The sequence below is a fragment of the Streptomyces sp. CA-179760 genome, from assembly GCF_050937045.1.
In the GTDB taxonomy this organism is placed as follows: domain Bacteria; phylum Actinomycetota; class Actinomycetes; order Streptomycetales; family Streptomycetaceae; genus Streptomyces.
The window spans coordinates 2,071,409-2,083,030 of the sequence record NZ_JBNJLZ010000001.1; the positions used below are offsets into that span (position 1 = coordinate 2,071,409).

Annotated in this window: 10 protein-coding genes; 2 read left to right on the forward strand and 8 right to left on the reverse strand. The window is 72.8% G+C overall.

What is annotated here, in order from left to right; all coding sequences use genetic code 11:
* Positions 1 to 37 precede the first annotated feature (37 nt).
* Positions 38 to 1,018, forward strand: coding sequence for a DMT family transporter (locus ACQEV8_RS09215; protein ID WP_432958890.1), 981 nt, complete (start codon positions 38 to 40; stop codon positions 1,016 to 1,018).
* Here ACQEV8_RS09215 and ACQEV8_RS09220 read toward each other — a convergent pair.
* From ACQEV8_RS09220 to ACQEV8_RS09240, 5 genes are all read right to left on the reverse strand, one after another.
* Entirely contained in the window at positions 1,007 to 2,380 is a 1,374-nt protein-coding gene (locus ACQEV8_RS09220; protein ID WP_432958892.1) for an MFS transporter, read from the reverse strand. The genes ACQEV8_RS09215 and ACQEV8_RS09220 overlap by 12 nt on opposite strands.
* A gap of 190 nt (positions 2,381 to 2,570) precedes the next feature.
* Positions 2,571 to 3,653: a Zn-dependent alcohol dehydrogenase gene (locus ACQEV8_RS09225; protein WP_432958894.1), complete on the reverse strand. Its 1,083-nt coding sequence runs from the start codon at positions 3,651 to 3,653 to the stop codon at positions 2,571 to 2,573.
* Positions 3,654 to 3,675: 22 nt separating this feature from the next.
* Positions 3,676 to 5,064, reverse strand: coding sequence for an aldehyde dehydrogenase family protein (locus tag ACQEV8_RS09230; protein WP_432958896.1), 1,389 nt, complete (start codon positions 5,062 to 5,064; stop codon positions 3,676 to 3,678).
* 129 nt (positions 5,065 to 5,193) lie between these two features.
* The gene (locus tag ACQEV8_RS09235; protein WP_432958898.1) at positions 5,194 to 6,528 is read right to left on the reverse strand and encodes an ABC transporter ATP-binding protein; all 1,335 of its coding nucleotides are present in this window, start codon (positions 6,526 to 6,528) and stop codon (positions 5,194 to 5,196) included.
* 181 nt (positions 6,529 to 6,709) lie between these two features.
* Positions 6,710 to 7,168 (reverse strand): class F sortase, encoded by a 459-nt coding sequence (locus ACQEV8_RS09240; protein WP_432972561.1) that lies wholly within the window; start codon positions 7,166 to 7,168, stop codon positions 6,710 to 6,712.
* A 109-nt stretch (positions 7,169 to 7,277) separates the two neighbouring features.
* Between ACQEV8_RS09240 and ACQEV8_RS09245 the strand changes: the two genes are divergently transcribed.
* Entirely contained in the window at positions 7,278 to 7,619 is a 342-nt protein-coding gene (locus ACQEV8_RS09245; protein WP_432973421.1) for a hypothetical protein, read from the forward strand.
* A gap of 542 nt (positions 7,620 to 8,161) precedes the next feature.
* Here ACQEV8_RS09245 and ACQEV8_RS09250 read toward each other — a convergent pair.
* The 3 genes from ACQEV8_RS09250 to ACQEV8_RS09260 form a co-directional block, all read right to left on the reverse strand.
* Positions 8,162 to 8,743 carry a hypothetical protein gene (locus ACQEV8_RS09250; protein WP_432958900.1) on the reverse strand — a complete coding sequence of 194 codons (582 nt, stop codon included), beginning with the start codon at positions 8,741 to 8,743 and terminating at the stop codon, positions 8,162 to 8,164.
* A 93-nt stretch (positions 8,744 to 8,836) separates the two neighbouring features.
* Positions 8,837 to 10,081: an MFS transporter gene (locus ACQEV8_RS09255; RefSeq protein WP_432958902.1), complete on the reverse strand. Its 1,245-nt coding sequence runs from the start codon at positions 10,079 to 10,081 to the stop codon at positions 8,837 to 8,839.
* Positions 10,082 to 10,165: 84 nt separating this feature from the next.
* The gene (locus ACQEV8_RS09260) at positions 10,166 to 11,617 is read right to left on the reverse strand and encodes a CitMHS family transporter (protein WP_432958904.1); all 1,452 of its coding nucleotides are present in this window, start codon (positions 11,615 to 11,617) and stop codon (positions 10,166 to 10,168) included.
* Between the last annotated feature and the right edge of the window lie 5 nt (positions 11,618 to 11,622).

Below are 11,622 nucleotides of genomic sequence, written 5' to 3' on the forward strand. Positions count from 1 at the left end.
GAGCGTCCGTCCCTCCACCCCTCCTAGCCTCGGGAGCATGATGAACACATCCCCGACCCGTCCCGGCCGCCGGGCGGAGCTGCTGGCCGCCGGCGCGGCCACGGTCACCGTCGTGCTGTGGGCGTCCGCCTTCGTCTCGATCCGCAGTGCGGGTGACGCCTACTCGCCGGGCGCGCTGGCGCTCGGGCGGCTGCTGGCCGGGGTGCTGACGCTGGGGGCGATCTGCCTGCTGCGACGGGAGGGGGTGCCGCCCCGCTCGGCCTGGCGCGGCATCGCGATATCGGGGCTGCTGTGGTTCGGCTTCTACATGGTCGCGCTCAACTGGGGCGAGCAGCAGGTCGACGCGGGTTCGGCCGCCCTGGTCGTGAACACCGGTCCCATCCTGATCGCGCTGCTCGGTGCCCGGCTGCTCGGGGACCCGATGCCACCGCGGCTGCTGGCGGGGATGGCGGTGTCGTTCGCCGGTGCGGTGACGGTGGGTCTCTCGATGTCGGGCGAGGGCGGATCCTCGGTGCTCGGGGTGGTGCTGTGCCTGCTGGCGGCGGTCGCGTACGCCGGTGGTGTCGTGGCGCAGAAGCCGGCGCTGGGCACGGCGAGTCCCTTGCAGGTGACGACGTTCGGGTGCCTGGTCGGCGCGGTGCTGTGTCTGCCGTTCGCCGGGCAGCTGGTCCGGGAGGCCGCCGACGCTCCGGCCTCCGCGACGCTCAACATGGTGTACCTGGGCGTCTTTCCGACCGCCCTCGCCTTCACGACGTGGGCGTACGCCCTGTCCCGGACGACCGCGAGCAAGATGGGCGCGACGACATACGCGGCGCCCGCGCTGGTCGTCCTGATGTCCTGGCTGTTCCTCGGCGAGGTGCCGGGGCTGCTGACCCTGGTCGGCGGCGTGCTGTGCCTGGCGGGTGTCGCGGTGTCCCGGTCACGGTCGCGGAGGGGGGCGCGGTCGGCGGCTCGGGGCGGGGCTCCGGGAGCGGCTCCGGAGCCCCGGCCCGAGGAGGCCGCGGACTCAGCCCGCTGACTCGGCCTCCGCCGCCGGCTCGGCCGCGGGTTCCGCCGCCGATTCGGCCGAACGCGCGCGGTCCGCGAGGACCTTGATCGAGACCAGTGCGATCACCGAGAGCACGATGATGTAGCCGGACACGGCCATCGACGTGCCCGTCGACTCCAGCAGCAGCACCATGACGAAGGGCGCGAGCCCGCCGCCGGCGACGGCCGCGATCTGGTAACCGAGCGAAGCGCCGGTGTAGCGCATCTCGGGCGTGAACAGCTCCGCGAACAGGGCGGCCTGGGGACCGTACATGATGCTCAGGAAGCAGCTGGCGACGAACGTGCCGACCGCGAGCCACAGCAGCGAGCCGGTGTCGATCAGCAGGAAGAGCGGTACGGCCCACAGTGCGATGCCGACCGCGCCGATGGCGTAGATCCGGATGCGGCCGACACGGTCGGAGAGCGCGGCGGCCGCCGGGATCAGCACGAGCTGGGTGAGGCTGACGCAAAGCGAGACGGTGAGCACCGCGCTCTTCTTCATGTCCAGCTCGCGGGTCGTGTAGTCGAGGACGCCGGTGATCAGGATGTAGAAGGTCGCGGTGTTGACGGCGAAGGAGCCGCCCGCGAGGAGCACCGTGCCGAGGTGCCCGCGCAGGATGGTGCGCAGCGGCGAGCTCTGCTCGGTCTTCTCCTTCTTCGCGAGGGCGCGTTCGGCCTCCCGGAACGCGGGGGTCTCCTCGACCTTGGTGTGGATGTACCAGGCGAGTCCGAGGACCAGCAGGCCGACCAGGAACGGCACGCGCCAGCCCCAGGCCGCGAACGCCGAGTCGGTGGTGAACGCGCCGGCGGCGAGGAAGACCGTGTTGGCGGTCACCACGCCGATGGGGACGCCGAGCTGGACGACGCTGCCGTAGACACCTCGCTTGCCCTCCGGGGCGTACTCGGTGGCCAGGAGCATCGCGCCGCCCCACTGGGCACCGACGGCGACGCCCTGGGCGATGCGCAGCAGGACCAGCAGGATCGGGGCCGCGACGCCGATCGTGTCGTACGTCGGCAGCAGGCCGATGCCGGTGGTGGCGACGCCCATCAGGGTGAGGGCGAGGACCAGCATCGGCTTGCGGCCGCGCTTGTCGCCGAGGTGGCCGGCGACGATGCCGCCGATGGGGCGGGCGAGGAAACCGACGGCGAAGGTGGCGAACGAGGCCAGGACGCCGGCGGTGGGGCTGCCCGCGGGGAAGTAGAGATCGCCGAGGACGAGGGCCGCGGCGATGCCGAAGACGAAGTAGTCGTACCACTCGACGGCCGAGGCGAGCGCTGCCGCGGTGGCTACCCGGCGGCGGTTGCCGGCGGCCGGGGTGGTGGTGGCGGGCTGAGCGGAAGGTGCCGTGTCCATGCGGTGCACGCTCCGGTGGATGCGGGGACGGAACGGGGGGTGGCTCGGGTTCCGGGAACGTACTGACCGGACGGTATGGACGTCAACGGGTCGCGCACCAGGACTTTTACCTGTACTTGGCACCGACCGTGCGGGCGGGCATGCCTGATGCCCCGGCCTCGCGCGGAGGCCGGGGTGCGGAGGAACCGGGCTAGAAGACGACCAGCGCCCGGCCGCCCTTGCCCGCCAGCATGTTCTCGAACGCGGCCGGGATGCCCTCCAGGGAGATCCGCTCCGTCACCAGCGCGCTCAGGTCGAGGCGGCCCGCGCGGACGTGTTCGGCGAGCACCGGGAGGTCCTCGGCCGGGTTGGAGTTGCCGTAGACGCAGCCCGCGAGGGTGCGGCCCCAGTGGAAGATCTCCAGGGCGTTGAAGGTGACCTGCTGGTCCTTGCCGCCGATGCCGACGACCGTGGTGCGGCCGCCGCGCCGGGTGGAGTCCCAGGCCGTGCGGATGCTGACCGCGCGGCCGGCGCACTCCACGGCGACGTCGACGCCCTGTTTGCCGGTGAGGGCGCGGATCTCGCGGGCGGTGTTCTCGGAGGCGATGACGTAGTCGGTGGCGCCGGCCGCCCGGGCCAGTTCCTCCTTCTCGGCGGAGACGTCCACCGCGACGATCTTCGAGGCGCCCGCGATCCGGGCCGCCTGGAGGGCGGCGAGTCCCACGCCCCCGACGCCGAACACCGCCACCGTCTCGCCCGGACGGACCTGGGCCGAGTGGTGGACGGCGCCGTAGCCGGTGAGGACGGCGCAGCCGAGGAGGGCCGCGTCGGTGAGCGGGACCCCGTCCGGGACCGGGAGGACGCAGGAGGCGGCCACGACCGTCTCCTCGGCGAACGCGGCGACGTTCAGGCCGGGGTGGAGGTCGGTGCCCTCGGTGGTGCGGGCGTAGACGTCGCCGGCGCCGTTGAGCGCGTTGGCGCACAGCCAGACCTCGCCGAGCGAGCAGGCGTGGCAGGCGCCGCAGGACGGGGCCCAGTTGAGGACGACCCCGTCGCCGGGCGCGACGTGGCTGACGCCCTCGCCGACGGCGACGACCGTGCCGGCGCCCTCGTGGCCGAGGACGGCGGGGACGGGGACGCGCATGGTGCCGTCGGACAGGGACAGGTCGGAGTGGCAGACCCCGGCGGCGGCGAGCCGGACGCGAACCTGTCCCGGTCCGGGGTCGGGCAGGTCGATGCCGGTGATCTCCAGCGGGGATCCGACGGCGGGCAGAACGGCGGCGCGGACAGCCATGGCGGAAGGGACTCCCCTGGTTCTAGAACTGGAGGGACTTGGTCTGGAGGTACTCGGCCAGGCCGTGCACGCCGAGTTCGCGGCCCACGCCCGACTGCTTGTAACCGCCGAAGGGGGCGAGAGGATTGAAGCGGCCGCCGTTGATGTCGACCTGGCCGGTCTCCATCCGGCGCGCGAAGGCCACCGCCTCGGCCTCGTCACCGGCCCAGACGGCGCCGGCCAGGCCGTAGACCGTGCCGTTGGCGATGCGCAGGGCGTCCTCCTCGTCGTCGTAGGGGAGGATCGACAGGACCGGGCCGAAGATCTCCTCCTGGGCGATGGTCATGTCCGGGGTGACGTCGGCGAAGACGGTCGGGCTGACGAAGTATCCGGTCTCGCGCGGGGATTCGGGGCCGCCGGCGACCAGGCGAGCGCCTTCCGCGACGCCCTTCTCGATGTAGCCGCGCACCCGCGCCTGCTGCTTGGCGTTGACGACCGGGCCGATGCGGTCGCCGTACTTGGCGGCGGCCGCGGCCGCGAGTTCCACGGCCTCCTCGTACCGGTCACGGTGGACGAGCATGCGGGTCCAGGCGCTGCACGTCTGCCCGGAGTTGGACATGACGTTGGCGACCCCGACGTTGACCGCCTTGGCCAGGTCGGCGGTCGGGAGGATGACGTTGGCGGACTTGCCGCCGAGTTCGAGGGCGACCTTCTTGACCTGCCCGGCGGCGATCGCGGCGATCTGCCGGCCGACGGCGGTGGATCCGGTGAAGGAGACCAGGTCGACGCCCGGGTGCTCGGCGAGGGCCTGGCCGGCGACCGGGCCCAGACCGGTGACCAGGTTGAAGACGCCCGCCGGGATCCCGGCCCCGTGCACCGCGTCGGCGAAGAGACGGGCGACCAACGGGGTGTCCTCGGCGGGCTTCACGACGACCGTGCAGCCCGCCGCGAGGGCCGGGGTGACCTTGGCGACGATCTGGTGCAGGGGGTAGTTCCAGGGCGTGATCGCTGCCACGACACCGACCGGCTCGTGGTGCACGACCGAGTTGCCGGTCTTCTCCTCGAAGGCGTACGTCGCCGCCAGCTCGGCGTAGGAGCCCGCGACCGCGATCGGCACGCCCGCGTGGACGGCCTGCGAGAACTTCAGGGGCGAGCCGAGTTCCGCCGTGACCGTCTCGGCGATCTCGTCGGCGCGGGCCACGAGCACGTCCCGGAGGGCGGTCAGGCGCGCCGCACGCTCGGCGGGCGGGGTCGCGGCCCAGTCCGCGAGGGCGGCACGGGCGGCCCGTACGGCAGTGTCGACGTCCTCGGCGGTGCCCGCCGGGACCGTGCCGATCACCTGCTCGTCGACCGGGTTCACGACCTCGATCACGTCCTGGCCGGCGGCCGGGCGCCAGGCGCCCTGGATGTACATGCCGTCGTATGCCTTCATCGCGCTTCCTCCGGGGCGGGGCGTCGTCGTCCGGCACATAAACTAGCGGCGATAGTTTTCTGACGCCAGACGTCCCGGTCACCGCGGACATCACAGCACGCGGCGGGCCCCGCCCGGGTGTGCGGCTCCTCACGCCCCCAGATCGGGCAGGCGCGCCGGATGCGGGCAGATGCGGTCGCCGTTCTGGTCGAAGACGAAGAGGTGGGCGAGGTCGACGAGGAGCGGCACCTGCATACCGTGGCGCAGGGCCAGGTCCGGGGTGGTGCGGACGATGAGGTCACCGGGCAGACGGGGATCGGCGGTGGCGGGGGCGGCGGCCTCGGGTTGGTCCAGGGTGACCACGGGCCCGGCCCGCCCGGCCGCGGACCGCTCCCGCAGCCGGGTGAGCACCGAACCCTCGCGGCGGCGCCGCCGGGCGGGGCGGCCGGGGCGGGGGCGCGGGGCTTCCAGTTCGGGGACGACGGCCGGGCTGGAGCCGGTGTTGAAGTGGACGAGGATCTCGTGCCCCTGGAACTCCACGTGCTCGACCAGGCCGGTGATCGGCACCTCGCCGGGGCGGGCCGCGCTGTGCTTGGCGATCCGGACGGCCTCCGAGCGCAGACCGACGATGACCTCGCGGCCCTGCTGGACGCGCAGCAGCTGATGGTCCAGGGAGAGCGGCTCGGGCAGGCGCAGGAACTGCTTGCCCAGGCTGATGGTCATCGCTCCGTCCAGCGGGGCACGCACCAGTCCGCGCAGGAGGTTGATGCGCGGGGTGCCGATGAACGCGGCGACGAAGACGTTGCTGGGCAGCGCGTACACCGCGCGCGGGCCGTCGACCTGCTGGAGCACGCCGCCGCGCAGTACGGCGACCCGGTCGCCGAGCGACATGGCCTCGGCCTGGTCGTGGGTGACGTAGACGGTGGTGACACCCAGCTCCCGGGTGAGCTGGGATATCTCGGCTCGCAGGTGGTTACGGAGCTTGGCGTCGAGATTGGACAGCGGCTCGTCCATGAGGAAGGCCGAGGGGTGGCGAGCGATGGCCCGGCCCATGGCGACCCGCTGGCGTTCGCCGCCGGAGAGCTGGGCCGGCAGGCGGTCGAGGAGGTCCTCGATGCCGAGCATGCGGGCGGTGGCGTCGACGCGGGGGCGGGGGTCCGTGCCCGGGTCCTCGATACGAAGCGGGAACCCGATGTTCGCGCGGCTGGTCATGTTCGGGTAGAGGGCGAAGTTCTGGAAGACCATCGCCATGTCCCGGCCGGACGGCGGCAGGTCGTTGGCGTACTCGCCGTCGAGCAGCAGCCGGCCCTCGTCGATCTCCTCCAGCCCGGCGATCATTCTGAGCACGGTCGACTTGCCGCAGCCGGACGGGCCGAGCAGCACGAGGAACTCGCCCGGGGTGATGTCCAGCGACAGCCGGTCCACCACGCGGGCGCCTCGTGTGTAGGCCTTGCTCACGTCGTGCAGGGAGATGGCGCGTGTCATGAGTGCCCCCGAGGGGTCTTCAGGGCGCTGGTGCTCCGCGGGCCGGAGGCTCCGTACGGGTCGTACGGGGCTGTGGGTCACGGAAGTTAACGGAATGTGTGCGGCCGAGGGAAGAGACCGGACAAGATCGGGGCTTCGGTCCATCTGCTGAGAAGGCGGACGGCCTGATTCGGCCAGGTCGTCAGCGGACGGCGGTGAGATGGGCGAACACCACGACGTTCCCGGAGTAGCCCTTCCTGCGGTCGTAGGCACCGCCGCAGGTGATCAGGCGCAGTTCGGGGCGGCCCCGGGCGCCGTACACCTCCTGGCTCGGGAACCGCGCCTTCTCGTACGACTTGATCGCGTCGACCGTGTAGACGGCGATCCGCCCGTCGGCGCGGCGGGCCTCGACGACCCGGCCGCGCTTCAGCTCCGTCAGCCCCGCGAAGACGGCGGGACCACGGTCCGTGTCGAGATGCCCGACGGCGACGGCGACGCCCTGCTCCCCGGGCGAGGCGCCGTGCCGGTACCAGCCGACCAGCTTCGGGTCGTCCTCCGGGGGCGCGGTGAGACGGCGTTCGCGGTCGAGGCCCAGGGGCATGATCGGGGCGTCGACGCGGAGGTAGGGGATGAGGAGGCGCGTGGCTGGGGAGCGGGGCAGAGGGCCGCGAGTGGAGGGCCGGGTGGGGGGTCGGGTGCGGGTCGGGCCGGGGGTGCCGGCTGTGGGGCGCGGGGGCGGTGCGGTTCGGCTGCCGGCGGGGGGCTCGGAGGTGTGGGGGCCGGAAGCCTGGGGCGGGGCCGTACGGGGTGCGGGTGCCTGGGGCGTGCCGGGGGTCCGGGAGGGGCCGGGCCGGGCGGGCGGGGAGCCGGAGGAGTCGCGCGAAAGGGCGGGGGACGCGCTGGAGCGGCTCGGCCGGGCCGCGGTGACGCCCGTGTCGTCCGAGGGGGCAGCGGAGGCCGCGCCGGAGGCGCTCGGCAGGGCTGCCGCGGCGGCTCCCGCGGAGCCGCTCGGGAGGGCCGTGACCGTTCCGCCGGGCACCTCGCCCGGGTCCCAGCAGACACCGAGCAACAACAACGAGAAGGTCACCGCGATCGTCCGCGCCAGCCGGTAGGCGCGCGTCCGGTACCAGGGCCTGCGAGACCGCCGGGGCCGGGCCTCGGGGCCTCTGCCTCCGGCCCCACGGCGGCCTCCGGCCCCACCGGGGCCCCGGACCCGCCACGGGCCCCGCCCCCACGCCGGACCACCGGCTCGGCACCCGGACCGACCCCGCCCCTGCGCCGGCCTGCCGCGGTGGCGGCAGCACCAGCTCCACCTCGCGGAGACCCCGACGAGGCGACGACCCCGGACCCACGGCGACTCACCGGAGCGGCGACGGATCCGGCCCCGCCCCCACGCCGGGGCACCGGGCCGGCAGCGGCCCCGGCACCAGCCCCACGCCGGGACTCCGAGGCAGCCGCACCCCCAGCCCCACGCCGCCCCACGGCACCAGAACCGGGCCCGGCCCCGCGCCGCCCCGCCGGAGCGCCGCCAGAACGAGAACCAGCCCCACGCCGAACCTCCGAAACGGCTCCGGCTTCACCCCCGCCCCGCGCCGAACCCGCCCCGGACTCGCGCCGCCCCACAGGAGGGGCTGCGCGATACGCGGAAGGTGTCCTACGCCGCGCCATCGGGGCGGCGGCGGAGGCGGAACCAGACCGCTCCGGCGACGGCGGCCAGGCCGACGGCGGCGGCTCCGGCGACCGGGGTGAAGGCCTCGGCGCGGGCGATGCCGCCACCACCCGCCGGCGCACCGCCGTTCGGGGTGATGGTGGCCTTGGAGTCGGGGCAGGAGACCTGGAACACCTTGAACTTGCCCGCGCCGTGGGCCCGGTCAGTGAGCCACGTCAGTTTGTACTGCCCGTTGGGCAGGTCGATGAGCGGACTGCGGCCCGCGCCGGCCGCGTTGAGAATGACCGAGCCGCTCTTGGCCGGCACCTCGGGCAGGGCCTGGATGGTCCAGTTGACCGTCTCACCCGCCTCGAAGTCGAACGCGGCGAGGTAGAAGTCGCAGACCTTCGGATCGTTGCGCCGGTCTCCGGCGGCCGTCTCCGTGGCGTGGATCTTGACGTCCCCGTTGTCCCCCGGAGCGGCGACAGCGGGCACCCCGCTCAGGGTGGTCCCGGCGAGGGTGAGAGCGGCGAGGACGGTGGTGCGGGCGCCGGCACGGCGTGCGAGGGGTACGTCGGGCATGAACATGCCTCCAAGTCAGATGATTTTCATACAAACACCTCGTCACCTGACTATCTGCCACATGTCACCCGGAAACGCCGGAGCAGCGCCCACGACGCGTCAGATATCGCCCTTCCGGCCCAACGGCGTCCCGTTCCGCCGGGGTTCGGAGTCGTCCGCTCCGCCTGCCTCGTCCGGCTCCCGCGGCGACCGCACCGCGACCCCCGCGGACGCCAGCAACAGCACCCCCAGCATCACGAACGGCGCCGCCACCCCCGCGACCCCGGCGATCAGCCCGGCCGCGGCGGGCGCGGCGACCTGGCCGAGCCGGTTGCCGGTCAGCCGCAGGGCGAGAGCGGTGGAACGGGCCTCGTCGGGTGCCGCCTGGACGACCGTCGTCATGGACAGCGGCTGCCCGACGCCCAGGCAGAATCCGAGCAGGACGAGCAGCAGCCCGAGCGCCCACACCGGCACCGGCAGGGCGATCCCCGCGCACAGCAGGGCCGCGAGCAGACACGTCACGGTGAGCAGCATGGTCCGGCCGAGCAGCCGCAGCAGAGGCGTCAGCACCAGGCGGCAGGCGATGGTGGCCGCCGCGCGCAGGCTGAGCAGGACGCCGATCACGGACGGCGCGATGCCCCGGTGCTCGCCGACCACCGGGAGGTACGCGGTGAGGATGTCGGTCGCGGACAGCACGGCGAGGCTGATGAGGATGCCGGCGGGCACGCCCCGGGTCCGCAGGATGCTCCGGACCGGGACCCGGTCGCCCTTGTCCGCGCGGGACGCGGCCGCCGTACGGCGGTGCTCGATGCGCCACAGCGAGGTGAACGCGACCGCCGCGACCCCGCCCGCGACGATCAGGGCGAGCGCGCTGGTGCCCGCCATGTCCTCGACGCCGATCAGCGCGCCCGCCGCGACGGGTCCGACCAGCTGGCCGAGCGCGGCGCCGATGGTGAAGTGCCCGAAGTTGCGGTCCTGGTCGTGCGGCGCGGACTGGCGGGCGACGAGGGACTGGGAGCCGATGACGAAGCAGAGGTGGCCGAGGCCCATCACCCCGCTCCACAGGGCCATCGTCCACAGGGAGCCGGCGACGCCGCTGAGGGCGCAGCCGCCGGAGATGAGGACCACACCGAAGGGCAGAAGGGGCGCGCAGCGGCCGTGGTCGGTACGGCGGCCCAGGGGGACGGCGGCGAACAGCGGAAGCAGCGCGTAGACACCGGCGATCACACCGACGGCGCGTTCGTCCGCGCCCAGCGCGAGGGCCCGGTAGGAGACGGCGGGCCGGGCCATCGACACCGCCGCCTGCGCGAAGCTGAAGGCGATGACGAGACGGAGCAGCCAGCCGCGGTTCCCACCGGGCCTCACGATGTCCTCCCACGGGGATCGAACAACATCAACCGAGCAACATCAATCCAGCAACATCAATCCAGCGGCATCGATCGAGCGACGTCAGACGATGCCGAACAGGATGCCCGCCCCGAGGATGACCAGGCAGGTGAGGGCGGCCCACTTCACGACGAACTTGGTGTGGTCGCCGAACTCCACCTTGGCCATGCCGACCAGGACGTAGACGGCCGGGACGAGCGGGCTCGACATGTGCAGGGGCTGGCCGACCAGCGAGGCGCGGGCCATCTCCACCGGGGAGACGCCGTGCGCGGCACCGGCCTCGGCGAGGACGGGCAGGACACCGAAGTAGAAGCCGTCGTTCGACATGAAGTACGTCAGCGGCAGGCTCAGCACACCGGTGACGATGGCCATGTGCGGGCCCATGCCCTCGGGGATGACGTCCACCATCCACTTGGCCATGTTGTCGACCATGCCGGTGCCCTGGAGGACGCCGGTGAAGACGGCGGCGGCGAAGACCATGCCGGAGACGTTCAGGACGTTGTCGGCGTGGGCGGCGAGGCGCGCCTTCTGGTCGGGGATGTGCGGGAAGTTCACGGTGAGGGCCAGCGCGGCACCGAGCAGGAACAGCACCGGGATCGGCAGCAGCTCCATGATCATGGCGGTGAGCAGGGCGACCGTGAGCAGCGCGTTGAACCAGTAGAGCTTGGGGCGCAGGGTGGCCCGGTTCGGGTCGAGACCCTTGAAGCCGTCGTCCTCGGTGTCGTCCTCGGCGCCCGGGTCGGCGGCCGCGCCGCTGCCGGAGCCCGTACCGGTGCCGGCACCCGTGCCGCCGCCCTTGCTCATGGAGACCTTGCCGTCGCCGGAGCTACCGGAGCCGCCGGAGCCCACGAGGACCGTCTCGGTCTCCTGCTCCTCCTCCAGCACCTCGTCCAGCGTCAGCATGCCGAGCCGCCGGCGCTCACGCACACCGAGCACGTAGGAGAGGCCGAAGACGAAGAGCAGACCCACCAGGAGCGCCGGGATCATCGGGACGAAGATCTCGCTGGCGTCGAGCTTGAGCGCGGTCGCGGCGCGGGCGGTCGGGCCGCCCCAGGGGAGGGTGTTCATCACACCGTTGGCCATCGCGGCGACACCGGTCATGACGACCAGGCTCATCTTCAGGCGCTTGTACAGCGGGTACATCGCCGAGACGGTGATCATGAAGGTCGTGGACCCGTCGCCGTCCAGCGAGACGATCGCCGCGAGCAGGGCGGTGCCCACGACGATCCGCATCGGGTCCGCTTTACAGAATTTGAGGATCCCGCGGACGATCGGGTCGAAGAGACCGACATCGATCATCACACCGAAGTAGACGATCGCGAACATGAGCATCGCCGCGGTGGGGGCGAGGTCGGTCACGCCGTCGAGGACGTAGTCGCCGAGCTTGGCGCCCTTGCCGACGAACACGCAGAAGAGAGCGGGAATCAGCACGAGCGCCGCGATCGGCGACATCTTCTTCATCATGATCAGGACCAGGAAGGTCGCGATCATGGCGAAGCCGAGGATGGTCAGCATGAGTG